We start from the raw sequence: 23,126 nt of genomic DNA, 5'->3' as shown, positions 1-23,126 counted from the left end.
AGGCCCAAAGGACTATATTCTCAAGCAGGAGAAGCATTATGTTTTACTGGATATTATTAGGTCTGGCCATCGCGGCTGAAATTACTGGTACGCTGTCAATGAAATGGGCAAGCGTCGGCCATGGTAATTCGGGCTTTATTTTAATGCTGGTAATGATTGCCTTATCGTATATTTTTCTCAGTTTTGCCGTTAAAAAAATTGCCCTTGGTGTGGCCTATGCCTTATGGGAAGGTATCGGTATTTTATTTATTACGCTGTTCAGCGTGCTGTTATTTGACGAAACCTTGTCCACGATGAAGGTGGCTGGACTGGTCTCGCTGGTGTTAGGTATTGTGCTGATTAAATCCGGTACACGAAAACCGACAAAGGCGGGCAGAGAGGTGAGCCATGCAGCAGTTTGAGTGGGTTCATGGCGCATGGCTTGGCATAGCCATTGTGCTCGAAATCGTCGCTAACGTCTTTTTGAAATTTTCAGATGGGTTTCGCCGCAAGACTTATGGCGTGCTGTCGCTGGCAGCGGTGTTAGCGGCCTTTAGCGCGCTGTCCCAGGCGGTAAAAGGTATCGACCTTTCTGTTGCCTACGCCTTGTGGGGCGGCTTTGGGATTGCTGCGACGTTAGCGGCAGGTTGGGTATTGTTTGGTCAGCGCCTGAATCATAAAGGCTGGATCGGTTTGGCGCTGCTGCTTGCCGGAATGGTGATGATTAAACTTGCCTGATCTCAGTGCTGCCCGTTACTACGGGCAGCATAGGTTATTCGTTCGCCAACTCATCCAGCTTATCGCGAAAACCGGTCACGGATATGGCGCGATTATCGGCCCGCCAGCGATCTTTCGCCGCCGGAGCGGAGCTTTGTACGCCAATCAACTGCCAGCCAGTATCTGTCTTCAACATCAATGGTGAACCGCTGTCGCCCGGGAGTGTGTCGCACTGGTGCGACAAAACGGTATTCTGCGCCCAACCGGTCACCACGCAATCCTGATGCGTGTACAAGTCATCGAGATGATCTTCCGGGTAACCCGACTGCGTAACTTTACGATCTGCGGTTTTCAGCGCCGCGGTTAATGCCGCTTTATCACCTTCAAATAATGGCAGCGGTGTGATCCCAGAAGGTGGGTAACGCAGCACCACCAGACCAAAATCCCACGGGGCCGCGGAAGGCGGCACAATCCAGCCATCGCCATCGGCTTTTAAACGTTTTCCGAGCGAGGGATCTACCCGTCCTTCAATGCCGTGGATCTCGTAGCGCCAGACACCCTTTTTCGACACGAAGCGTAATGCCACGGCTTTATCCGGCTTGCCTTTCGGGGGGGTGAGTAAGCAGTGTCCGGCAGTCAGTGCCAGTCGTGGTGAAATGAGCGTGGCAGTACACAGGTTACCGCTGGCGGTTTCCAGTTGCCCGATAGCGTCCCAAGGAGATTGCGTTGGGTCAGTCACTTTTATGCGATCGTCATGACCAAAAAACAGCGTTTTTACGTTTTCTGCTTCAGCGCTAGCCGTTGCAGGCTGGTCCGCATGCGCAACGACAGGAAGTAAACAAATTGAACCCAGTAACACAGCAATGGTTTTATGCATATCACACTCTGGTGGGGAATTATGATTTTTAACAGCAAACCCTCAGTTAATACTATAGACGGGACGGCGGGAAAGTGGGAGTAAAATCAGATAACTACACTCAGGAAAGATAAAAATGCATGGCAATGAGGGCGCAAATTATCAGGGTAATAAGAATGAACTCAAAGCGATAATGTGACACCATTTTACCCTCCAAAAGGCGGCGCTAAATCAGGTCGATTTAGCGCCGTATGCTATGGCGTGGGGGACGCCATAGTAACTACAAATGTGTTATGCAGCTGGTTGAGCAGCGGGTTTGGTCGCTGCTTTTTTGGTGTGTTTTTTAGCAGCCTGAGCTTTCTGCTCTGGCGCTTTCTGTTCTACAGCCGGTTTTGTGGTGGATTTTTTAGCGTGTTTCTTGGCAGCCTGCGCTTTCTGCGGCGCTGCTTTGTGCTGTTTTTTATGATGAGTGGTTTTTGCCGGAGCTGCTTTGGTGGTTGCAGCAGCAGCCGGAGCGGTGGTAGCAGTTGTTTCAGCAGCAAATGCAGCAGAAGACAGACCCATAGCAGCGGCAACAACCAGAGCTAATACTTTTTTCATTCTCATACCCTCGATTTGGTTTTTCATTCAACCCCACTGCGGGGCCGTTGAAATAACTATATCGCTGTAATCACAGGGCTTCCGTGAGTCATTGGTTTCGGCGTGTAACGATATGTACAATGACTCACGGTATGAGATTACAAATAGCGGGCTTCCAGGTGAGCGCGGAAATAACGGCTGCTGAGCGGCTCTCCGGTGGCCTGGGTAATAAGTTGTTCAGTGGTGAAACGGCTGCCATGCTGCCAGATATTCTGACGTAACCAGTCAAACAGGGCACCAAACTCACCTTGCGCAATAGACTGCTCTAAATCAGGCAATGCACGCTTAGCGGCACTGAATAACTGCGCCGCATACATGGCGCCTAAAGTATAGGAAGGGAAGTAGCCAAAGCCGCCATCGGTCCAGTGAATATCCTGCATACAACCGTTACGATAGTTACCGATGGTTGACAGCCCCAGCCAGGACTGCATTTTCTCATTCCACAATGCCGGGATATCATCTACTTCAATATCGCCATTAATGAGCGCGCGTTCGATTTCATAACGCAGGATAACGTGAGCAGGATAGCTCACCTCGTCGGCATCAACACGGATAAAACCGGGTTTAACCTGCTGGTTCCAGGCGATGAAATTGCTTTCTTCAAACGCAGCCTGATCGCCAAAGTGGCGCGTCACAGCAGGAATTAACCGCGTCAGAAATGCTTTACTGCGCCCCAGTTGCATCTCAAAGAACAGACTCTGGGACTCATGAATAGCGGTTGAGCGTGCCAGTGCGATAGGTTGCCCTGACCAACTGTGCGGCAGATTTTGCTCGTAGCGGGCGTGACCGGTTTCATGGATCACGCCAAACAGCGCGCTAAGTAATTCGTTTTCATCATAGCGGGTGGTGATACGCACATCTTCAGGTACGCCACCACAGAAGGGGTGCGCACTGATATCCAGTCGACCAGCCGTAAAATCGAATCCCAACTGCGCCATCGTTTCAAGGCCCAACTCTCGCTGGATTGCGGTTGGGAAAGGCCCAACCGGGGCGATGAGCGACTGCTGAGACTGCTTTGCCACCACCTTGTTGAGCAGATCCGGTAACCAGCTCTTAACGTCTGCAAACAAGACATCCAATTGGGCACTGGTCATCCCTGGTTCGAATATGTCCAGTAGCGCGTCATACGGCGAACAGCCTGTGGCTTCGGCACGCAGCCGGGCTTCTTCACGACTGTGCTTCACGACCTCTTTCAGGTTTTCGGAAAATCCCTCCCAGTCATTGGCTGGTCGCTGGCTGCGCCAGGCATGCTCACAGCGGCTACCCGCGAGTGATTTCGCTTCTACCAACGATTCAGGTAGTAAGGATGCCTGATGATGCAGTCGCGACATTTCGCGCAGGTTGGCCTGCTCAACATCGTTAAGGTCTTCCTGTTGGGCTGCGGCGATCCACGTTGCTACCTTCGGGTCGGTTAACAACTGGTGCTCAAGCACGCTCAGCTCGGCCAGTGCTTCGCCGCGAGCTTTGCTGCCGCCAGATGGCATCATGGTAAACATGTCCCAACTGGCGATTGCCGAGAGGTGGGAGAAGCGAGAGAGCCGCTGGAACGTGCGGGTGAGCTGATGGTAATTATCATTGTTACTCATTTTTTGTTCTCGTTCTGTTTAGGTGTGATGAGAAGTTTACCGTGATTCATTCACTTTTCATAAACACACCTTTGTACCCGACTTTGCGTAACAGCTTTTTATAGCGAAAAGCCAGTAGCACGAGAAAACAGAGGGCATAAATAATGGGGAGCGGTGATAACACTTTTACCGACCACAGATAATGCAGCGGAAGCAAAACGGCCGCCAGGTAGACGTAGTTGTGCAACGTTTGCCAGCGTTTGCCCATTTTACGCTGCGCGGCTTGCGTTGAGGTCAGCGTCAGCAGGAATAAGATTATCCAACCAGTCATGCCCAACGTTAGCCATGGGCGTGAAACCAGTTCACGTCCCAATAATCCCAGATTTTGTATACCCAACTCCAGCAGCGCATAGCTGGTCATATGCAGCGTGGCCCATGCAAAACACCATAACCCTAATAATCGACGGGTGCGATACAACAACGGCTGCTTTGCGTAGCGGGCAAGCGGTGACACCAGCAGGGTAGCAAGCAGAAACTTCAGCGCGGTGATGCCCGTAAAGTGCTGGATATCTTTACCCGGGTCGGCCCCCAACTCACCACGCTGCGCGGCCCAGAAGAGCCATAGCAGGGGTAATAAACCGGCGAGATGCAGCAGTACTTTCAGGCCGGTTATCTGTTTTGCGGTTAACCTCACTTAAAAATACTCCCGTAGATCCATGCCCTGATATAAAGAAGCCACCTCATCGGCATAACCATTAAAAGGCAACGTGGGCTGTCGCTGCACATCGAGAATGCCACCCGAACCGATAAAACGCTCTGTGGCCTGAGACCAGCGGGGGTGATCGACTTGCGGATTGACGTTGGCGTAAAAACCGTATTCGTTAGGTGCCGACATATTCCAGGTCGTCGGCGGCTGTTCACGCGTCAGCTTAATACTGACTATCGATTTAATGCCCTTGAAGCCGTACTTCCAGGGTACGGTCAGGCGTATTGGCGCTCCGTTTTGCGGCGGCAACGCTTTGCCATACACGCCCACGGTCAGAAGGGTAAGCGGGTGCATGGCCTCATCCAGACGTAAACCTTCAACATAGGGATACTTCAACCCGCCACCAATGAAGCGATCTTTCTGGCCGGGCATTTCATCAGGCGCGTAGCGTGTTTCAAAGGCGACGTATTTGGCGTGGCTGGTGGGCTCAACCAGCGCCAATAATTTATGCAAAGGAAAGCCGACCCACGGTACAACCATCGACCACGCCTCAACGCAACGCATCCGGTAAATACGCTCTTCTAATGGAAAACGAGTCGTCAGCGCATCATGATCCAACGTTAAAGGTTTGTTCACTTCACCGCTGATGGTTAACGTCCAGGGATCGGTTTTCAGGCTACCGGCATTCGCGGCAGGATCGGCTTTATCCAGACCAAATTCGTAGAAATTGTTGTAGCCCGTTACCTTGTCTTCCGGCGTCAAGGGCAGATTGTTTTGCCAGATCTCGGGTTTTGTGAACTCAAGCGGTTTGCCCGCTGGTGCAGACGGACGATCGTTGCCTTTAAACCAATTCAGCAGACTGGCCTGTGTCGGGGAAGAGAACGAAGCCGCCGCCGCACCTATCCCAAGAGCTTTGAGGATCTGTCGTCGTTGCATAAAAAAAACGGACTCGGCGGTAACATCAGCTTCCCGAAGTGGATGTTTTTTCTGCATAACTTTTCCTTTTTATTTTCATGTTAAGGAAAACAAATCGACGTTTCCCTGTTGATGCCTGACCTATCTATAACGACATACTGGACGCATGCGTATCCCTGATTCCTCACGAAAAGTTAAAAATTTTGTGATAACTTCCGCCCCTTGCCTGAGGTAAGCTTTCAGCATGACGAGAGGGGGATGACACTGATGGCAGGCGCAAAAAAGATATTTTTGGTGGAAGATGACAGCGATATTGCCTCACTTTTGCAACTTAGCCTGAAGGATGAGGGGTACGAAATTATTCATGAGGCTGATGGGGCACGAGCGGTCGAGCTACTGGAGAAGCACGTCTGGGATGCCGTTATCCTCGATTTGATGCTGCCGGGCGTGGACGGTCTGGAAATTTGTCGTCGCATTCGGCAAATGAGTTTCTATCTACCTGTCATTATTATCAGCGCTCGCACCAGTGAAACTCACCGCGTACTGGGGCTGGAAATGGGCGCCGATGATTATTTAGCCAAACCTTTCTCGGTGCTGGAATTGATGGCCCGGGTGAAGGCGTTGTTTCGCCGTCAGGAGGCGATGAGTCAGAACCTGCGTATGGAGGCGGGGATTATCACCGTCCATGGTGTGGAGATTGATCCATTAGCCCGGGAAGTCCGCCTGCAGGGTAAATCCCTCGATTTAACGCCGCGTGAATTCGATCTGCTCTATTTTTTCGCCCGCCATCCCGGGGAGGTCTTTTCGCGTCAGGCGTTGTTAGACCAGGTGTGGGGCTACCAGCACGAAGGATATGAGCATACGGTGAACAGTCATATTAATCGCCTGCGCACCAAAATTGAAAAAGATGCTGCGGAGCCGGAAATTATTCTTACCGTTTGGGGACGAGGCTATAAGCTTGCTGCGGTTAACGCGGAGCATCAACCATGATTTATCGATTGTCGCTGAGCCAGCGTCTGACCCTGGTCTTTACCGCTATTATGTTGATTTGCGCGGTTGCGGTCAGCGTTGTCCAGATCCGCAGCAGTAAACAGTATGGCGACGCCATGGTGCAAAGGCTCTCGCTGGAATTGGCAAGCAAGATTGTCAAAAGTGAGTCGCTTATTGATGCCAGCGGGCAGGTTAATCGGCAGACCTTAAAAGGACTGTTCAATCACCTGATGACGCTCAACCCTAGCGTGGAGCTGTATCTGGTTTCACCGTCAGGTGAAATCCTCGCCGATGCTGCTCCACCTGGACATATTCAGCGCCACATAATTAGCGTACAGCCGATTCAGGTTTTCCTTAATTCGGACGAGTTGCCCGTCTATGGTAATGATCCGCGCAGCAGCCAGCAAAAGGTATTCAGCGCTGCGCCAGTTTTATTTAACGGCAAGCTGCATGGCTATTTATACATTATTCTCCAGGGCGAAGATCTCAATATATTGGCGAATGCCGCCTGGCAAAAAACGCTTTGGAACACCGTGACCGGGACGTTAATACTGGTTTTATTAGCCGGTGCAATCGCGGGGTACCTGGTGTGGAGATGGGTGACGAATCCGGTGAAAAGGCTGACCGGACAGGTGGTTAATCTGGAGCAGGACAGCATTAGCGTCATCAAACAGTTGGCGCAGAAAAAGCCCGATTTAGCTCCGGCGAATGAAATTGCGTTGCTGAACAATGCATTTATTGAGTTAGCACAGAAAATTGCTCACCAATGGGATTTATTAGCTGACAGCGATCGTCAGCGCAGAGAGTTTATCGCTAATATTTCGCACGATTTACGTACGCCGCTCACTTCACTGCTGGGGTATCTGGAAATGCTGTCGCTGAAAGCCGATACGATGACGCCGGAGGAAAACCGGCATTATCTAAGCATTGCACTGCGCCAGGGGCATAAGGTTCGCCATCTGTCACAACAGCTTTTTGAGCTGGCGAGACTTGAGCATGGCGGCATAAAACCACAGCGTGAACGTTTTGCTATTGGCGAGCTGATCCAGGATGTGGCACAGAAATTTGATCTACCCGTTGCCACGCGTCATTTGCAGTTGCACCTTGACGTAATTGGTCCGTTACCGCTGGTGAATGCCGATTTATCGATGATGGAAAGAATCGTCACTAATTTGCTGGATAACGCTATCCGCCATACGCCTGACGGGGGCGAAGTGTGGCTAAAAGTCTGGCGTGATGAAGACCGCTTGTTAGCAGAAGTGCAGGACAGCGGGCCTGGCGTCGAAGAGGCTGTTCGCGAAGTATTATTTCAGCGCCCGACGGCGTTACTACCCCGTGAGCAGCGGGCTGAGCGTGGTGGTCTGGGCTTACTGATCGTGCGCAGAATGCTCGAACTGCATGGGGGAGATATCCGCCTGATTAATTCAACGGCAGGGGCCTGTTTCCGTTTTTCGTTGCCGCTGGCGGATTCTCCACTGAGTAGCTGATGAGAATGTTCCGCTGAAAAGAGTCTGTAACGCTCTACGCGTTGTAAACCGTGGGCATTGCGTAAATGTTGGTAGGTTGTCAGTGATAATGAGAATTTTTATCATATATTGATAATTCATCAAGTTATCTTTGATAAGCGCAAGGAGATCGTATGTCACTGGATGCCGACAACCTGTATATCGTCAGGACCAAAGCGGTTGCTGGCTGTTTTACCATGTTTTTGCTGATGTTTGGCCTCACGTTTATTCCGTTGTTTTTCCCCGCCAGCCAGGTTCTGCTTGCCAAAGGGCTACTTTTTCCGCTGCTGTTTGCGCTGGAATTTGTCGTGCTGGTCCCGCTGTATTACTTCTTCTTCAGAAAAAGAGAGGGGCTGGGAAAGGGAATTTTCAACGCCAGGTGGTTTGCCATTTTGTTCGTGGCGCTGCTGTTTATTCAGCTTATCCTGCCATGGTTTCTGGGCCTCAGACAAACCGAAGCGTGGGTGACCAGCCAGATATCCCTAAACAGCTACGCGCTGTGGTTATCCACTCTGACCCTGATATTTATTGCGCCAGTATATGAAGAGATTGTTTTCAGGGGCTGTTTATTCAACGCATTCCAGTACTGGTTCAATAATAAAACCTGGCTGTCGTCGGTGGTGGTATCGGTCATTTTTGCCATCATGCATACCCAGTATGTGGATCTGCGCACGTTGCTGATGCTGTTTCTTGTGTCGCAGGTTTTGATCATCGCCAGACTGAAAAGCAACGGCCTGCTGATGCCGGTTATGCTGCATATAGCGATGAACGGGACGGTTATTGCCCTGCAAATGGGGGCTCAGACGTTACAGCCTGGTTGATGAAGGCGATGCCCGGAACCCGGGCATCGTGGATTATACGTGCAGACGATGGTGCAGAAGTGCACCGACCAGCAACGCTAGCACCAGCATCAGGGCGATAAATCCGCCCACGCCGTTCCAGCCGTAGCTGTGCCAGAATACGCCACCCAGCGTACCGGCAATACTGGAACCCAGATAATAGCTGAACAGATACAGGGAAGATGCCTGGCCTTTAGCGCGTTTTGCCCGTGGTCCAATCCAACTGCTTGCCACAGAGTGCGCGGCAAAGAACCCGGCTGAAAAGAGCAGCATCCCGGCGAAGATCAGCCACAGCGACGTGAACAGGGTCATCAACAGTCCAACTAGCATCACGCCGGTTGAAAAGAGCATTACCGGACCACGTCCATAGCGGGTGGTCATCGACCCCGCTTTCGGTGAGCTCCAGGTCCCGGTCAGATAGGCCACGGACAACAGACCGACAACCGCCTGGCTGAGTTCCCACGGCGAGAGCATCAGACGGTAGCCGATGTAATTAAACAGCGTGACAAACGACCCCATCAGTAAAAAACCTTCCGCAAACAGCAGCGGCAACCCTCTGTCGCGCCAGTGCAAACGAAAGTTGATAAACAGCGTTTTCGGTCGCAGCGACGTTGGTCTGAAATGACGAGATTCCGGCAAGATTTTCCAGAACATCAGCGCGGAGGCGAGGGCAAAACAACCGATCGCCGCCAGCGCGATACGCCAGTTAAAAAAGTCGGTAAACACGCCGCTTATTAAACGGCCACTCATACCACCAATCGAGTTACCGCTGATATATAAGCCCATTGAGAAGGCGACGAAGCTGGGATGTATTTCCTCGCTCAGATAGGTCATTCCCACTGCCGCCACGCCGCTGAGCGAAAGACCTATCAGCGCACGCATGATTAAAATACCGTGCCAGCTGGTCATCATCGTCGAAAGCAACGTACAACAAGACGCGAGCAGCAGGGCGGTAACCATCACCGGCTTGCGGCCTATCGCATCGGAAAGTGGACCGGTAAACAGTAAACCGATCGCGAGCATCGCCGTTGAGATGGAAAGCGAAATACTGCTGCTGGCGGGAGAGACCCCAAACTCGTGCGAGAGCACTGGCAGTATGGGTTGCACGCAATAGAGGAGAGCAAATGTCGCCAGTCCGGCAGAAAACAGCGCCAGCGTGACGCGCATAAATGGGGATGTTCCGCGTTTGATAAAACTATCCGGCGGGGTAACTCTCTGTTCATCAACATCGCTTGTCGGCGCGGTATCGACAGTGGTTGTACGGCTCACTTGAAATCCTTGCTCAATCAATTACCTCTACATGACTAGCTTTAAGAGTATGAAAATTGCATTATTCTGTCTAATATATTAATAATCTCAAATGATATCTTAAAAATATGAATATCGAGCTGCGTCATTTACGTTACTTTGTAGCGGTTGCCGAAGAATTGCATTTTGGCCGGGCGGCGGCACGGCTGAATATTTCGCAACCGCCGCTGAGCCAGCAAATCCAGATCCTCGAGCAGCAGGTCGGCGCCCGACTTCTGGCGCGCACTAACCGCAGCGTGGCGCTGACCTCAGCCGGAAAGCAGTTTCTGGCAGACAGTCGTCAGATCCTGGGGCTGGTTAATGAGGCCGCTGCCAGGGCTGAGCGTCTGCATCTGGGAGAAGCGGGGGAATTGCGTATCGGCTTTACGTCATCGGCACCGTTTATCAAAGCGGTTTCAGATACGTTATCCCTCTTTCGCCAGAGCTACCCCGCTGTACATATGCAAACCCGTGAAATGAACACGCGCGAGCAAATTGCTCCGCTCAATGAAGGAACGCTGGATTTGGGACTGCTGCGCAACACGCAGCTTCCGGAAACGCTGGAGCGTGAAATCATTCTGCATGAGCCGCTGATGGCAATGATCCCGCGCGCGCATCCGCTGGCGCAAAAGCCCGTGGTCACATTGGCGGAGTTGGCCAATGAGCCATTTGTCTTTTTTGATCCGCATGTGGGGACGGGGTTGTATGACGATATTCTTGGCCTCATGCGTCGCTATGGACTGAAGCCGACTATCACTCAGGAGGTTGGTGAGGCGATGACTATCATCGGGCTGGTGGCCGCAGGATTAGGCGTTTCCATTCTTCCCGCTTCCTTTAAACGGGTGCAATTGTATGAAATGTGTTGGATCCCGATAGCGGAAGAAGATGCCGTTTCGGAAATGTGGCTAGTGTGGCCAAAACATCATGAGCAAAGTCACGCCGCGCAACGCTTTCGCGAGCAACTGCTGGCGGCCGTTCAGGCGATTAATTTAGTTTAAAAATGGGCGAAAATGTGCAGTAAATCACAAGGCTAAGTAAAAAGTTGACGGAAGCCATTGAAGTGCTTCACCATAGCCCGCAGATTATTTCGGAGCGCGAAAATAAAGGGAGTAAGTGGTGGTTGCTGATAGTCAGCCTGGGCATATCGATCAAATTAAGCAGACCAATGCGGGCGCGGTTTATCGCCTGATTGATCAGCTGGGTCCGGTATCGCGTATTGATCTCTCTCGCCTGGCACAATTGGCGCCTGCCAGTATTACTAAAATTGTCCGCGAAATGCTCGAAGCGCACCTGGTGCAAGAGTTGGAAATCAAGGAAGCGGGCAGCCGAGGACGTCCGGCCGTTGGGCTGGTTGTGGAAACGGAAGCCTGGCACTATTTATCCATTCGTATCAGTCGCGGCGAGATCTTTCTGGCGCTGCGCGATCTGAGCAGCAAACTGGTGGTTGAAGATTGTCTTGAAATGGCGCTGGTCAGTGAAACACCATTACTGGAACGCGTTATTACCCAGGTCGATCAGTTTTTCATCCGCCACCAGCAAAAGCTGGAGCGCTTAACCTCCATCGCCATTACCTTACCCGGTATTATTGATACTGAAAACGGTATCGTTCATCGCATGCCATTCTACGACGATGTCAAAGAGATGCCGCTGGGTGAAGCGCTTGAAAATCATACCGGCGTGCCGGTCTATATTCAGCACGATATCAGCGCCTGGACTATGGCCGAGGCGCTTTTTGGCGCATCGCGCGGCGCGCGCGACGTCATTCAGGTGGTGATCGATCATAACGTGGGGGCCGGGGTAATCACCGACGGTCATCTATTGCATGCCGGCAGCAGTAGCCTGGTGGAAATTGGTCATACCCAGGTGGACCCCTACGGCAAGCGCTGCTATTGCGGCAACCATGGTTGCCTTGAAACGATCGCCAGCGTCGACAGCGTGCTCGAACTGGCACAGGTACGCTTGAAGCAGTCAATGAGTTCTTCTCTACACGGGCAACCGTTAACGGTAGACGCGCTGTGTCTGGCGGCGATGCAGGGGGATTTATTGGCGAAAGATATCATTAGCGGTGTCGGGACCCATGTCGGACGGATTCTGGCCATCATGGTGAATTTGTTCAACCCGCAAAAGATATTGATTGGTTCTCCGCTCAGTAAAGCGGCGGATATTTTGTTTCCCACTATTGCTGACAGCATTCGTCAGCAAGCGCTCCCGGCCTACAGTCAGCATATTATCGTCGAAAGTACGCAGTTCACCAATCAAGGGACGATGGCAGGGGCGGCGCTCGTGAAGGACGCGATGTATAACGGTTCTTTGTTGATTCGTCTATTACAGGGTTAACATTTTTTAACTGTTGTACGAAAAATTGCGCTATCTCAAGCCGATTCTCGTCGTCATACCTTAGACTTTCTCCACTGTATTATTTTCCTGACTTATATTTTCAAAGCATAACGGTGGAGTTAGTGATGCTGAAGCGTTTCTTTATTACAGGTACAGACACTTCTGTTGGGAAGACCGTGGTTTCCCGCGCATTACTACAAGCGTTAGCGTCAGGGGGTAAAAGCGTTGCGGGCTACAAACCCGTGGCCAAAGGAAGCAAAGAGACACCTGAAGGTCTGCGCAACAAAGATGCGCTGGTGCTGCAAAGCGTGTCCACTATCGAACTGCCCTACGAGGCGGTCAACCCGATTGCGTTGAGTGAGGATGAAAGCAGCGTAGCGCATAGTGGTCCGGTCAATTACACCCTGTTATCCAACGGCCTTGCAAGCCTCAGCGAAAAAGTGGATCACGTTGTCGTGGAAGGCACAGGAGGCTGGCGGAGCCTGATGAACGATCTGCGTCCGTTATCTGAATGGGTGGTGCAGGAACAACTGCCGGTGCTGATGGTGGTGGGTATCCAGGAAGGTTGTATTAATCATGCCATCCTCACCGCACAGGCGATTGCCAGCGACGGACTGCCTTTGATTGGCTGGGTCGCGAACCGAATCAATCCGGGGCTAGCACATTATGCGGAAATCATTGATGTGCTGGGCAAAAAATTACCCGCACCGCTGATCGGTGAACTGCCTTATCTGCCTCGTGCAGAGCAGCGCGAGCTGTCTCAGTACATCCGTCTGTCAATGCTCGGCAGCGTGTTGTCGGTAGATAGAGTCCTGGCGTAACGTTCGCGACAGCACAGACGCCACCACACAGGCAATCAGCAATCCGGGGAGCAGACGATACTCCCCGGTCATTTCACAAACCATCAGTGTCGACATTATTGGCGCATGCGTGGTCGCTGCCAGCAGCGTGGCCATCCCCGTTAATCCCAGCAGAATGGCAATCTCATCCGGACCCGGAAGCCATAATCCCCACACTCGTCCCAGCAGCATACCCACCGAAAGACCGACAAACAGCGTTGGCGTAAACACACCGCCAGGCGCACCGGAACCACTGCTGGCAAGCACCGCCAGTAATTTGCAGATGAAGATCCCGCTCACCACGGCCAGCAGCGGTGGGGAGAGTAAATATGATTGCACCACGCTGTAGCCGTTACCCCAGACCGCAGGCGTGAGCAATGACAGCAGGCCAACGATCAGCCCGCCGAGCGCCAGTTGCCACGGGGGCGAGAGTTTTAAGCGCAAAAACCCATTATGGCTGGCGGTCATCAACCACATGAATAGCGGTCCGCAAACGCCGGCAGCCAGACCGGTGCTGATGATCATGACGTATTCCAGCGCATGCAGTTCCCGTGTGAAGTGCACGGCATACAGCAGCGCATTGCTGGCGCTCAGCATATTGGTGGTGAGCAAGGCGACGACGGCGGATACCACCACCGGTCCCAGTGAAGCGAGGATCAAGGTGCCAAACAACACTTCAGCAATAAATAGACTGCCCGCCAGTGGGGCATGATACGCTCCGGCCATACCCGCAGCGGCTCCGCAGGCAATCCATAACTTCCATTCTGTGCGCGGGGTGAAGCGTTGAGCAAAGCTGGAGGCTGCCAGCGCTGCCAGTAAAATCATGGCACCTTCGCGCCCGATGGCACTCCCGCTGGAGACGACCAGTAACGAGGCCAGCGATTTCACCAGGCTTGCACTGACGTCAAATTGTCCGTTAGTTTGCAAGGCTTCCATGTAATCAGTGGGAGCCTGCGGGCGTAACCGGTTGAACGTTTGCCATCCCCAAAGCAGCAAACCCGCCGCCAGCCCTCCTAACGCAGGAGTCAGCATGCGTCTTACAGGGGAAAGGTTTGTTGCCGCGTTGACCAGACTCCCTGTGTCATTGCTCAGGAACAGCCATTCAAGAAGGAGCATGGCGTGGCGAAATCCTGCGACGGCCAACGCAGCAAGGATACCAATCACCGCAGCAATCAGCAGGCGGCGGAACATGGCGCGCAGGTCAGGATAAGCATGTAAATGATGCATGAGTGGCCAGACAGGAAATTTCAGACGCTTTATTTTGCGGCTATTTGGCAACAGAAGCAAAAGCTCAGCGTGCGCAACAGGATGCTACACAGGCAGGACACATCCTGCCTGTGGTGAAACTAACGAAAAAGTGGCTTATCGGCTATCGGGATCAGTAACTGCGACTGCCATTGCGCCAGCGTCAGACGGGCCAGCTCCCCCAGCGCCTGGTAAAACGGGTGATCAGCTTTTTCGATAAACACATCAAGGAAGCGGGATGACCACGGGAACAGATGCCAGGCCAGCAGCTGTTCGCACTCGATGTGGCGTTCATTTTCAGCAAGCCAGGCCGTCAGCAACAGCAGTGAACCAAAGTGATCTTCTGGCTCATTTTGCTGCATGGCAAACTGGATGCCGTTGTCCCGCATCCACTGACGAAGTGCCAGCGTAGAGTCGCCAAACAACACGTTTTCGCGATCCAGCCAGACAGATCCCCAGGGCGGAGAGGGTAGCGCATATGGACCGACAAACAGGCGTTGCCAGGCCTGCGGGAGAGGCTCATCGACCTCGGCTTGTAGCCGTGCTGCCAGCGGGAAAAGCATTGCCTGATCGAGCGGCCACTGCGCCTGCCAGCCATCGGCTCTTAACGCGCTGACTAATGCAGAGGCTTCCGCGCTATCTGGCGCATAGTAAAACAGTGCGCCGAGTACGCGCGCCGCGGTAGAAAAGTTGTCACCTTGCGAAAAATGGGTCATGCAAACAATCCTGAACAGTGCGGGTTGCCCCGCACCCGAAAGTTAACCTGCAACAGCCATTCCGACTGTCATATGTAAACCGTAAAACAATCCGCGGCCAATGATTTCACCGGCGAGGACTAACACTAAGCCCAGCGCCAGGCCGCCGACGGATGGTGCTTTACGACGGATCAGCGGGCATATCCAGCAGCCCAGACCGGCGGCCAGCAGAATGATGCGCCAGACCTGCAAGCTTCCGTAGTCGGGAACCAGCGCGCTGGCGGATTGCACCGAACTGTGGATCCCGCCGAGAGATAGCCCCTGCAGAACAATAACCACCACGATCACCAGTAGGGCCAAAACGCTCACGTAGGCGAATCTGGCGGTGCCAGAGGAAACACCCGCAGCACGCAGCAGCAGGGCGGCAAACAGCGGTCCGCTTAGCAACATCGTCATAAAAAATGCCACCGTAGTGTAGCCGTTATACCAGGTCGGGACAGTGTCTATCTGGTAGACGCTGGTCATCGCCAGCACAAATACCAGACCCAGCAGCATGCCCACCAGCAGCCAGATTTTACCTAACGCTGCGGGCATTTTACCGAGAAACGCCACCAGCCACCACAGGCCACCAACGGCGAAAAACAGTGAACCACTGGCGATTTCGTTACTCAGCGCAGATGCGCCAACTCTGTTCAGCGAGTTAAAGGCGCGCAGTGGCGAACCCAGGTGCATTACCGAGGCGAGAAAGGCGATGCCCATCACCAGCCACAGAAAAAACATGCTGCGCACGATACGTTGTTTTGCCACCTCGTCTTTAGCGGTCAGCCAGCCATAGCCACTCACTATCAGCGCACCGGCCACGCACTGGCCCAGCACCGTAAACAGGACCAGCGGCCATTCATGCCATCCATTGCCCATGTTACACCTCCTGCGGATTCGCCAGATAACCCGTGGTATCCCCGGTCGGGCGGCTATTGGCGTTGGGGTTGATCACAATGCTCGGTTTGGTGAAGTGCGCACCTGGCAGCGGAGCGACCGCCGCCAGTTCACCGTGCTTTTTGCGCAGCTCATCAATTGGGCCAAAGTCCAGCGCGCGCAGCGGACAGGACTCGACGCAGATGGGCTTTTTGCCGTCGGCCACGCGGTCATGACAGCCATCGCACTTGGTCATATGACCTTTGGCGGCATTGTACTGCGGTGCGCCGTACGGGCAGGCCATGTGGCAGTAGCGACAGCCTATGCATATGTCTTCATCCACCACCACAAAACCATCTTCACGCTTATGCATAGCGCCGCTGGGGCAAACCTTGGTGCAGGCCGGATCTTCGCAGTGGTTACAGGCAATGGAGAGGTAGTAGGCGAAGACATTCTGTTGCCAGACGCCGTTATCTTCCAGCCAGTCGCCTCCAGCGTATTCGTAAATACGCCGGAAACTGACGTCGGGATTGAGATCCTTGTAATCTTTGCAGGCCAGCTCGCAGGTTTTACACCCCGTGCAACGGCTGGAATCAATAAAAAATCCATACTGAGTTGTCATGGGTTAGTCCTTATGCCTTCTCGATCTCGACCAGGTTAGTATGCTGTGGGTTGCCTTTTGCCAGCGGAGACGGGCGCTGAGTTGTCAGCGTATTGACGCAGGCGCCGTGGTCAATCTTATCGCCAGCCATATCGGCATCGTGCCATGCACCCTGGCCCATTGCGCTTACTCCGGGCAAAATTCGTGGTGTTACTTTTGCCGGGATACGCAGTTCACCGCGATCGTTAAAGACTCGCACCATATCGCCATTTGCAATCCCCCGTTTTTGGGCATCGACGGGATTTATCCATACTTCCTGACGACAGGACGCCTGGAGAACATCGATATTGCCGTAGCTGGAGTGGGTGCGGGATTTGTAGTGGAAACCAAACATCTGCAGCGGGTATGAACTGCGTTTCGGGTCATCCCACCCTTCAAACGTGGATGCATAAACGGGAAGCGGACTGATTACCTCGTCCTTTTGCAGTTCCCATGTACTGGCAATTTTCGCCAGTCGGCTGGAGTAAATTTCAATCTTGCCAGACGGTGTTTTGAGCGGGTTGGCCTGTGGATCCTCGCGGAATTTTCTATAGGCGACAAAGTGTCCGTTAGGATCTTTGCGCTTATAGATCCCCATGTTTTTCAGCTCGTCATAAGTCGGGAGCGCGGGGTCTTTAGCCAGCATTTTTGCATACAAATACTGAAGCCACTGCTCCTGGGTACGGCCTTCAGTAAACCGTTGATAGACATCATCGCCAAGACGTTTTGCGACTTCACTCATTATCCAGTAGATCGGTTTGCGCTCGAACTTAGGCGACGTCGCGGGTTGAATAAAAATGAGGTAACCCATGTTGCCTGCATAATCGTTAGGAATGATGTCTTCCTGTTCGACGGTCATTAAATCAGGCAACAGAATATCGGCATATTTGGCCGAAGAGGTCATGAAGTTTTCGATGACCACAATCATTTCGCATTTCGTGTCGTCCTGAAGGATCTCATGCGTTTTATTGATATCTGAGTGCTGATTGGTGATGGTGTTGCCCGCGTAGTTCCAGATAAATTTAATCGGCACGTCGAGCTTATCTTTCCCACGTACGCCATCGCGGGTAGCGGTCATTTCCGGGCCCCGGACGATTGCGTCGGTCCAGCTAAAGCAGGATATCTGGGTCTTAATGGGATTTTCTGGCAGCGGCATACGCTCAATCGTGATGGTGTAGGTTGATTCTCGTGCACCGCTATTGCCGCCGTTGATGCCAACGTTGCCAGTCAGGATTGGCAGCATCGCGATTGCGCGTGAGGTCAGCTCGCCGTTAGCCTGGCGTTGCGGACCCCAGCCCTGACAAATATATGCGGGTTTTGTACTGCCGATTTCCCGAGCCAGTTTGATAATGCGCTCGGCTGGGATCCCGGTAACATGTGAGGCCCACTGGGGAGTTTTAGCGATACCGTCATCGCCGTTGCCCAAAATATAGGCTTTGTAGTGCCCGTTAGCGGGTGCGTCGGCGGGCAGGGTTTTCTCGTCGTAACCAATGCAGTATGTATCCAGAAACGTCTGGTCAACGAGATCTTCGTGAATCAGGACCCAGGCGATTCCGGCTACTAATGCAGCATCGGTGCCTGGACGAATAGGGATCCATTCATCTTCACGACCCGCTGCGGTATCGGTATAACGCGGGTCGATGACGATCATCCGGGCATTAGAGCGCTCCCTGGCTTGTTCCAGGAAGTAAGTTATTCCACCTCCGCTCATACGCGTTTCGGCGGGATTATTGCCGAACATCACCACCAGCTTCGTGTTTTCGATATCGGAGGTGCTGTTGCCTTCGTTTGAACCGTAGGTATAAGGCATTGCCGCCGCGATTTGTGCGGTACTGTAGGTGCCGTAATGACTCAGGAATCCGCCATAGCAGTTCATCAGGCGAGCGACCAGCGAGGCATAAGGGGAGGAGCGAGTAATGTTGCCGCCTACAATGCCAGAGGTGTAGTTGATATACACGGCCTCGTTACCGTATTTGTGCACGGTATTTTTCAAACTGGCACTGATGGTGTCCAGTGCTTCCTGCCAGCTTATACGCTCAAATTTACCTTCACCACGTTTGCCTACGCGCTTCATGGGGTAATTCAGGCGATCCGGATGATTGATCCGTCGACGGATTGAGCGGCCACGCAAACAGGCGCGAACCTGGTGTTGACCATAAATATCGTTCCCGGTCGTATCGGACTCCACCCATACGACTTCATTATCTTTGACGTGGAGTTGCAGGGCACAACGGCTGCCGCAGTTTACGGAACAAGCGCCCCAAACCACTTTTTCTTCAACGGGTTGTATCGCCTGCTGTACCGCTGCGGCGGCAGTGCGCATTCCGAAAGGTAACGACAGCCCACCCGCGGCAAGCGCCAGCGAACCGATTGCCGAGGATTTCACTAACGTCCTGCGGCTAATGCCTCCATATTGCTCAGTTTTTGACATTACTCACCCCATTATAGTTATCGCTATATATTAATTTCTATAACGAAATTAATAGCATGCTAATAATGGTTTGAGTTTACCCACTTATGGGTATGTCATCTTAATGCATATCAAACTGGAGTGACCCTCCGCGTACGGAGGGCGTGATTTATTGCGGTTCGGCGACGTGCCCGTCCTGGGCAGGGGTGCTATTGGCAGGGGCGTTGCCACTGTTGGTTCGGGTATAGAGAATTTTGTGCGTATCGTTTGCACAATGTCCCACGACCAGTGAATCAGGCTGATCGGCCTGATCGTTGGGGACAATGTTCAGCGTAAAGCTGGATTCAGCAACGCCATTATTAATGATGCGCTGTTCGATATCACTTTTCACACGTTCACATGACGCCGGTGCCGCCAAAACCTGCGGGGACGCGACGGCCAGTAAGAGCGCGGCAATTCCTGTTATGTATTTCATCATCAGCTCCTTTATGATCGACCTGGACTAAGATTAGCATTTCTGGTGTAAATAACTGTATTTGCTAATATGATTGAGAATTATCTTCTTATCCCGGTGAAAAATGTGAAGAAAAAGATCTTATTAGGTTTCCTGTGCGTCGTGCTGGCCGGGTGTGATAACGCCAAAGGCCTGGATTCCTTTACGCCGGAAATGGCCAGTTTTTCCAATGAATTTGATTTCGATCCGCTGCGCGGGCCGGTTAAAGATTTCAGCCAGACGCTGCTTAATGACAAAGGTGAAGTCACCAAGCGCGTTGTCGGTACGCTCTCACAGGAAGGGTGCTTCGATACGCTTGAATTGCATGATATTGAAAGCAATACCGGCATGGCGTTGGTCCTGGATGCTAACTATTACCGGGACGCCAAAACGCTGGAAAAACGGATCCGCTTACAGGGTAAATGTCAGTTAGCAGAACTGCCTGCGGCGGGCGTGGTATGGGATACCGACGATAACGGTTTTGTCGTTTCCGCCACGGGAAAAGAGATGAAGGTGCAATATCGCTATGATGCGGAAGGCTACCCGCTGGGTAAAACCACCGTCAATAAGGACAATACCTTGCAGGTTGATGCCAAACCGTCGGTTGACCCGTTAAAGAAGCTGGATTACACCGCGGTAAGTCTGCTCAATAACCATCCGTTAGGTAATGTAAAACAAACGTGCAAGTATGATGACTATGCTAATCCGGTCAACTGCCAGCTTGTTATCGTTGACGAGAGCGTGAAGCCGGCAGTTGAACACCATTACTCGATTGAAAACACCATCGATTACTATTAGTCAGTCTTTACTGAGCGGTAGGTTGCAGCAGGTTAGGACCTGACGTTTTATGTTCTGCCAGATACTGCTGCTGGAAGATACACATGCGGATAGTGTTGCGGTATTGACCGTTGATAAAGAATTCATGAATCAGCTCGCCTTCGACCATAAAGCCGAGTTTACGGTAGATGTGGATGGCTTTTTCGTTCTCTTTATCAACGATCAGATACAGCTTATATAAGTTAAGTACGGTAAAGCCGTAATCCATCGCCAGCTTAGCAGCCCGGGAAGCCAAACCTTTGCCCTGATATTCCGGCGAAATAATGATCTGGAATTCTGCCCGGCGGTGCACATGGTTAATTTCAACCAGCTCCACCAGTCCGGCTTTTTCACCGTCGCATTCCACAACAAAGCGACGTTCGCTTTGGTCGTGGATATGCTTGTCATATAGATCTGACAGCTCAACAAATGCTTCGTAAGGCTCTTCAAACCAGTAACGCATTACGCTGGCGTTGTTATCAAGCTGATGGACAAATCGTAAATCTTCACGCTCCAGCGGGCGCAACTTAACACTGAGGGCGCTAGTCATATCGTATCCTTTCAATATCTTTCAAAGTGCAATCATTATGGGGCAACGGTGCGGCCAGTGCGGCGGTCGAGGCAGCGCAGGGTGTTGGGCTCCCAGTACGCATTAATATTAGCGCTCTGTTCGCACTTATCACGGCTATCGAAAGCTGCGTCGGTTTTGTCCCACTCTTTCTCTGCACGCTTGTTGACCTTCTGGCGTAGCTGACGCGTATCGTTCCATTGTTCCTTTTCCATTGCTGCCTGTTGACGACTTTGCGCACTGTCCCCGGATTCAATGATCAATTTACTGGTTTCAGCAAATGCGGAAGAGGTGTACACAGCCGCAGCCAGCGTCAGCATAGCCGTCAGGCACAGGCGTTTGGTCAGTGTAATATTCATGGTGAATTCCTTTTATGGGAAAGGGAAAAAACAATAAAACAGGGCTAAATTCTACACTATTCTGGCTTGCGGGCATACCCACTCAGCGGAGATGGATACGCTAACGACATTCTGTCGTATCATGGTTAAACCGAAGGTAACTGAATAACATCAATGCTTAAGACCACATTCCTTTTTTTCATCACCGCGTTATGCGAAATCATTGGCTGCTTTTTACCTTGGCTCTGGCTTAAGCGAGGGGCTACGGCCTGGCTGCTGATACCCGCCGGGATGTCACTGGCCTTATTCGTCTGGTTACTGACGCTGCATCCGGCAGCAAGCGGGCGTGTGTACGCGGCCTATGGTGGAGTTTACGTGGTGACAGCGCTGCTTTGGCTACGCATTGTTGACGGCGTAAAACTTAGCCTGTACGACTGGTCAGGCGCGCTGGTGGCATTGTGCGGCATGCTGATTATTGTGGCTGGATGGGGGCGCGCATAGCGCCTTTTTTGTGATCAATCAGCGTTTTTTTGATCTTCATACTTGTATGGTAGTAGCTCAGTTGGGTAAATTTCCTGCATCACAAGAACAAATGCAAGGAATAAGAAATGAAGATTGTTGGGGCTGAAGTGTTTGTCACCTGTCCGGGGCGTAATTTTGTCACGTTGAAAATTACGACAGACGATGGGATCACTGGGCTGGGAGATGCCACTTTAAACGGACGCGAGTTATCCGTAGCGTCCTATCTGAAAGATCATGTTTGTCCGCAGCTGATTGGTCGCGATGCGCACCGAATTGAGGATATCTGGCAGTTTTTCTACAAAGGCGCGTACTGGCGTCGTGGTCCGGTCACCATGTCGGCGATTTCCGCGGTGGATATGGCATTGTGGGACATCAAAGCGAAAGCGGCGAATATGCCGTTGTACCAGCTGCTCGGCGGTGCATCTCGTGAAGGCGTTATGGTTTACTGTCACACCACAGGCCATACCGTTGATGACGTACTCGAAGATTATGCGCGTCATAAAGAGATGGGCTTTAAAGCAATTCGCGTGCAGTGCGGCGTGCCGGGTATGAAAACCACTTACGGTATGTCTAAAGGCAAAGGACTGGCCTACGAACCCGCCACCAAAGGGCAGTGGCCAGAAGAGCAGTTATGGTCAACGGAGAAATACCTCGATTTCACGCCAACACTGTTTGAAGCCGTGCGCGACAAGTTTGGTTTCAACGAACATCTTCTGCACGATATGCACCACCGTCTGACGCCAATTGAAGCGGCCCGTTTCGGCAAAAGCATCGAGCAATACCGTCTGTTCTGGATGGAAGACCCAACCCCGGCTGAAAACCAGGAATGCTTCCGCCTGATCCGCCAGCATACGGTCACGCCGATTGCGGTAGGGGAAGTTTTCAACAGCATCTGGGACTGCAAACAGCTTATCGAAGAGCAACTGATCGACTATATCCGCACCACCATCACCCATGCGGGCGGTATCACTGGCATGCGTCGAATTGCCGATTTTGCGTCGCTGTATCAGGTACGTACCGGTTCGCATGGACCTTCCGATCTGTCTCCAGTATGCATGGCCGCTGCGTTGCACTTTGATCTGTGGGTGCCGAACTTCGGCGTACAGGAATATATGGGGTATTCCGAGCAAATGTTGGAAGTGTTCCCGCACAACTGGACCTTTGATAACGGCTATATGCATCCTGGAGACAAACCAGGTCTTGGGATCGAGTTTGATGAAAAGCTGGCGGCGAAATATCCGTATGACCCTGCATATCTGCCTGTTGCTCGTCTGGAAGATGGCACGTTGTGGAACTGGTAAGGAGTGATT

Annotated in this window: 25 protein-coding genes; 11 read left to right on the top strand and 14 right to left on the bottom strand. The window is 52.2% G+C overall.

Annotated elements, in window-relative coordinates:
- Positions 1–35 precede the first annotated feature (35 nt).
- Entirely contained in the window at positions 36–401 is a 366-nt protein-coding gene (gene mdtJ / locus HVZ52_RS11585; RefSeq protein WP_161623250.1) for a multidrug/spermidine efflux SMR transporter subunit MdtJ, read from the top strand.
- Entirely contained in the window at positions 388–717 is a 330-nt protein-coding gene (gene mdtI / locus HVZ52_RS11580) for a multidrug/spermidine efflux SMR transporter subunit MdtI (RefSeq protein ID WP_016153035.1), read from the top strand. Before mdtJ ends, mdtI begins: the two co-directional genes overlap by 14 nt.
- 34 nt (positions 718–751) lie before the next feature.
- On the opposite strand, the gene HVZ52_RS11575 is transcribed toward mdtI, so the two are convergent.
- The 5 genes from HVZ52_RS11575 to msrP form a co-directional block, all read right to left on the bottom strand.
- Positions 752–1,573 (bottom strand): serine protease, encoded by an 822-nt coding sequence (locus HVZ52_RS11575; protein ID WP_016156459.1) that lies wholly within the window; start codon positions 1,571–1,573, stop codon positions 752–754.
- Positions 1,574–1,843: 270 nt separating this feature from the next.
- Positions 1,844–2,152 (bottom strand): acid resistance repetitive basic protein Asr, encoded by a 309-nt coding sequence (asr, locus tag HVZ52_RS11570; protein WP_181599291.1) that lies wholly within the window; start codon positions 2,150–2,152, stop codon positions 1,844–1,846.
- Positions 2,153–2,289: 137 nt separating this feature from the next.
- Positions 2,290–3,777 (bottom strand): carboxypeptidase M32, encoded by a 1,488-nt coding sequence (locus HVZ52_RS11565; RefSeq protein ID WP_016156460.1) that lies wholly within the window; start codon positions 3,775–3,777, stop codon positions 2,290–2,292.
- A 46-nt stretch (positions 3,778–3,823) separates the two neighbouring features.
- Complete coding sequence (msrQ, locus tag HVZ52_RS11560; RefSeq protein WP_115190598.1) at positions 3,824–4,450, bottom strand: protein-methionine-sulfoxide reductase heme-binding subunit MsrQ; 627 nt, start codon at positions 4,448–4,450, stop codon at positions 3,824–3,826.
- Entirely contained in the window at positions 4,451–5,455 is a 1,005-nt protein-coding gene (gene msrP / locus HVZ52_RS11555) for a protein-methionine-sulfoxide reductase catalytic subunit MsrP (RefSeq protein ID WP_181598258.1), read from the bottom strand. It lies immediately after the preceding gene.
- 189 nt (positions 5,456–5,644) lie between these two features.
- Between msrP and HVZ52_RS11550 the strand changes: the two genes are divergently transcribed.
- The 3 genes from HVZ52_RS11550 to HVZ52_RS11540 all read left to right on the top strand — a co-directional run bounded on the left by HVZ52_RS11550 (position 5,645) and on the right by HVZ52_RS11540 (position 8,693).
- Positions 5,645–6,367 (top strand): response regulator transcription factor, encoded by a 723-nt coding sequence (locus HVZ52_RS11550; RefSeq protein ID WP_016153040.1) that lies wholly within the window; start codon positions 5,645–5,647, stop codon positions 6,365–6,367.
- The gene (locus HVZ52_RS11545) at positions 6,364–7,854 is read left to right on the top strand and encodes an ATP-binding protein (protein ID WP_047358412.1); all 1,491 of its coding nucleotides are present in this window, start codon (positions 6,364–6,366) and stop codon (positions 7,852–7,854) included. The genes HVZ52_RS11550 and HVZ52_RS11545 overlap by 4 nt, the downstream gene beginning before the upstream one ends.
- A gap of 152 nt (positions 7,855–8,006) precedes the next feature.
- A complete protein-coding gene (locus HVZ52_RS11540; protein ID WP_181598257.1) occupies positions 8,007–8,693 on the top strand; it encodes a CPBP family intramembrane glutamic endopeptidase in 687 nt (228 codons plus the stop codon).
- A 33-nt stretch (positions 8,694–8,726) separates the two neighbouring features.
- On the opposite strand, the gene HVZ52_RS11535 is transcribed toward HVZ52_RS11540, so the two are convergent.
- The gene (locus HVZ52_RS11535; RefSeq protein WP_181598256.1) at positions 8,727–9,980 is read right to left on the bottom strand and encodes an MFS transporter; all 1,254 of its coding nucleotides are present in this window, start codon (positions 9,978–9,980) and stop codon (positions 8,727–8,729) included.
- Between the two features lie 107 nt (positions 9,981–10,087).
- Between HVZ52_RS11535 and HVZ52_RS11530 the strand changes: the two genes are divergently transcribed.
- From HVZ52_RS11530 to bioD, 3 genes are all read left to right on the top strand, one after another.
- On the top strand, positions 10,088–10,996 hold the full coding sequence (locus tag HVZ52_RS11530) for a LysR family transcriptional regulator (protein ID WP_016153044.1): 909 nt from the start codon (positions 10,088–10,090) through the stop codon (positions 10,994–10,996).
- A gap of 118 nt (positions 10,997–11,114) precedes the next feature.
- On the top strand, positions 11,115–12,335 hold the full coding sequence (gene mlc, locus HVZ52_RS11525) for a sugar metabolism global transcriptional regulator Mlc (protein WP_181598255.1): 1,221 nt from the start codon (positions 11,115–11,117) through the stop codon (positions 12,333–12,335).
- 125 nt (positions 12,336–12,460) lie between these two features.
- A complete protein-coding gene (gene bioD, locus HVZ52_RS11520) occupies positions 12,461–13,156 on the top strand; it encodes a dethiobiotin synthase (RefSeq protein ID WP_016153046.1) in 696 nt (231 codons plus the stop codon).
- Here the strand turns inward: bioD and clcB are convergent.
- The 6 genes from clcB to HVZ52_RS11490 form a co-directional block, all read right to left on the bottom strand.
- A complete protein-coding gene (clcB, locus tag HVZ52_RS11515) occupies positions 13,112–14,401 on the bottom strand; it encodes a voltage-gated ClC-type chloride channel ClcB (protein ID WP_181598254.1) in 1,290 nt (429 codons plus the stop codon). The genes bioD and clcB overlap by 45 nt on opposite strands.
- A 119-nt stretch (positions 14,402–14,520) precedes the next feature.
- Positions 14,521–15,135, bottom strand: coding sequence for a Tat proofreading chaperone DmsD (dmsD, locus tag HVZ52_RS11510; RefSeq protein ID WP_016156468.1), 615 nt, complete (start codon positions 15,133–15,135; stop codon positions 14,521–14,523).
- A gap of 42 nt (positions 15,136–15,177) precedes the next feature.
- Entirely contained in the window at positions 15,178–16,032 is an 855-nt protein-coding gene (locus tag HVZ52_RS11505) for a DmsC/YnfH family molybdoenzyme membrane anchor subunit (protein ID WP_016153049.1), read from the bottom strand.
- Between the two features lies 1 nt (position 16,033).
- On the bottom strand, positions 16,034–16,651 hold the full coding sequence (locus HVZ52_RS11500) for a DMSO/selenate family reductase complex B subunit (protein ID WP_181599261.1): 618 nt from the start codon (positions 16,649–16,651) through the stop codon (positions 16,034–16,036).
- A gap of 10 nt (positions 16,652–16,661) precedes the next feature.
- Positions 16,662–19,100, bottom strand: a complete 2,439-nt coding sequence (gene ynfE, locus HVZ52_RS11495) for a selenate/tellurate reductase subunit YnfE (protein WP_181599260.1) — start codon at positions 19,098–19,100, stop codon at positions 16,662–16,664.
- A 148-nt stretch (positions 19,101–19,248) separates the two neighbouring features.
- Positions 19,249–19,557, bottom strand: a complete 309-nt coding sequence (locus tag HVZ52_RS11490; protein ID WP_085951053.1) for a DUF1161 domain-containing protein — start codon at positions 19,555–19,557, stop codon at positions 19,249–19,251.
- 102 nt (positions 19,558–19,659) lie between these two features.
- On the opposite strand from HVZ52_RS11490, the gene HVZ52_RS11485 reads away from it, so the two are divergent.
- Positions 19,660–20,370 carry a YnfC family lipoprotein gene (locus tag HVZ52_RS11485; protein ID WP_029139534.1) on the top strand — a complete coding sequence of 237 codons (711 nt, stop codon included), beginning with the start codon at positions 19,660–19,662 and terminating at the stop codon, positions 20,368–20,370.
- 7 nt (positions 20,371–20,377) lie between these two features.
- Here the strand turns inward: HVZ52_RS11485 and speG are convergent, their stop codons facing one another.
- Both speG and HVZ52_RS11475 read right to left on the bottom strand, forming a co-directional pair.
- Positions 20,378–20,938 carry a spermidine N1-acetyltransferase gene (gene speG, locus HVZ52_RS11480; protein WP_006684613.1) on the bottom strand — a complete coding sequence of 187 codons (561 nt, stop codon included), beginning with the start codon at positions 20,936–20,938 and terminating at the stop codon, positions 20,378–20,380.
- Between the two features lie 35 nt (positions 20,939–20,973).
- Entirely contained in the window at positions 20,974–21,315 is a 342-nt protein-coding gene (locus tag HVZ52_RS11475; RefSeq protein WP_016153054.1) for a DUF1283 family protein, read from the bottom strand.
- A 153-nt stretch (positions 21,316–21,468) separates the two neighbouring features.
- Between HVZ52_RS11475 and HVZ52_RS11470 the strand changes: the two genes are divergently transcribed.
- Positions 21,469–21,795 (top strand): YnfA family protein, encoded by a 327-nt coding sequence (locus tag HVZ52_RS11470; protein ID WP_016153055.1) that lies wholly within the window; start codon positions 21,469–21,471, stop codon positions 21,793–21,795.
- A 107-nt stretch (positions 21,796–21,902) separates the two neighbouring features.
- The gene (gene rspA / locus HVZ52_RS11465) at positions 21,903–23,117 is read left to right on the top strand and encodes a starvation-sensing protein RspA (RefSeq protein ID WP_016153056.1); all 1,215 of its coding nucleotides are present in this window, start codon (positions 21,903–21,905) and stop codon (positions 23,115–23,117) included.
- Positions 23,118–23,126: the final 9 nt, after the last annotated feature.

The organism is Citrobacter sp. RHB36-C18 (assembly GCF_013814485.1).
GTDB lineage: Bacteria > Pseudomonadota > Gammaproteobacteria > Enterobacterales > Enterobacteriaceae > Citrobacter > Citrobacter braakii.
The sequence above is the reverse complement of the archived record's forward strand: the minus strand, read 5'-3'. Positions and strand labels throughout refer to the sequence as shown.

Bases quoted from the DNA above. Each gene is read 5' to 3' on its own strand.
- HVZ52_RS11550 (WP_016153040.1), top strand. From the start codon at position 5,645: ATGGCAGGCGCAAAAAAGATATTTTTGGTGGAAGATGACAGCGATATT.
- HVZ52_RS11530 (WP_016153044.1), top strand. From the start codon at position 10,088: ATGAATATCGAGCTGCGTCATTTACGTTACTTTGTAGCGGTTGCCGAA.
- msrP (WP_181598258.1), bottom strand. From the start codon at position 5,455: ATGCAGAAAAAACATCCACTTCGGGAAGCTGATGTTACCGCCGAGTCC.
- HVZ52_RS11575 (WP_016156459.1), bottom strand. From the start codon at position 1,573: ATGCATAAAACCATTGCTGTGTTACTGGGTTCAATTTGTTTACTTCCT.
- asr (WP_181599291.1), bottom strand. From the start codon at position 2,152: ATGAAAAAAGTATTAGCTCTGGTTGTTGCCGCTGCTATGGGTCTGTCT.
- HVZ52_RS11475 (WP_016153054.1), bottom strand. From the start codon at position 21,315: ATGAATATTACACTGACCAAACGCCTGTGCCTGACGGCTATGCTGACG.
- HVZ52_RS11470 (WP_016153055.1), top strand. From the start codon at position 21,469: ATGCTTAAGACCACATTCCTTTTTTTCATCACCGCGTTATGCGAAATC.
- dmsD (WP_016156468.1), bottom strand. From the start codon at position 15,135: ATGACCCATTTTTCGCAAGGTGACAACTTTTCTACCGCGGCGCGCGTA.
- HVZ52_RS11540 (WP_181598257.1), top strand. From the start codon at position 8,007: ATGTCACTGGATGCCGACAACCTGTATATCGTCAGGACCAAAGCGGTT.
- HVZ52_RS11500 (WP_181599261.1), bottom strand. From the start codon at position 16,651: ATGACAACTCAGTATGGATTTTTTATTGATTCCAGCCGTTGCACGGGG.
- HVZ52_RS11565 (WP_016156460.1), bottom strand. From the start codon at position 3,777: ATGAGTAACAATGATAATTACCATCAGCTCACCCGCACGTTCCAGCGG.
- HVZ52_RS11490 (WP_085951053.1), bottom strand. From the start codon at position 19,557: ATGATGAAATACATAACAGGAATTGCCGCGCTCTTACTGGCCGTCGCG.
- mdtI (WP_016153035.1), top strand. From the start codon at position 388: ATGCAGCAGTTTGAGTGGGTTCATGGCGCATGGCTTGGCATAGCCATT.
- rspA (WP_016153056.1), top strand. From the start codon at position 21,903: ATGAAGATTGTTGGGGCTGAAGTGTTTGTCACCTGTCCGGGGCGTAAT.
- clcB (WP_181598254.1), bottom strand. From the start codon at position 14,401: ATGCATCATTTACATGCTTATCCTGACCTGCGCGCCATGTTCCGCCGC.
- HVZ52_RS11505 (WP_016153049.1), bottom strand. From the start codon at position 16,032: ATGGGCAATGGATGGCATGAATGGCCGCTGGTCCTGTTTACGGTGCTG.
- speG (WP_006684613.1), bottom strand. From the start codon at position 20,938: ATGACTAGCGCCCTCAGTGTTAAGTTGCGCCCGCTGGAGCGTGAAGAT.
- ynfE (WP_181599260.1), bottom strand. From the start codon at position 19,100: ATGTCAAAAACTGAGCAATATGGAGGCATTAGCCGCAGGACGTTAGTG.
- bioD (WP_016153046.1), top strand. From the start codon at position 12,461: ATGCTGAAGCGTTTCTTTATTACAGGTACAGACACTTCTGTTGGGAAG.
- HVZ52_RS11545 (WP_047358412.1), top strand. From the start codon at position 6,364: ATGATTTATCGATTGTCGCTGAGCCAGCGTCTGACCCTGGTCTTTACC.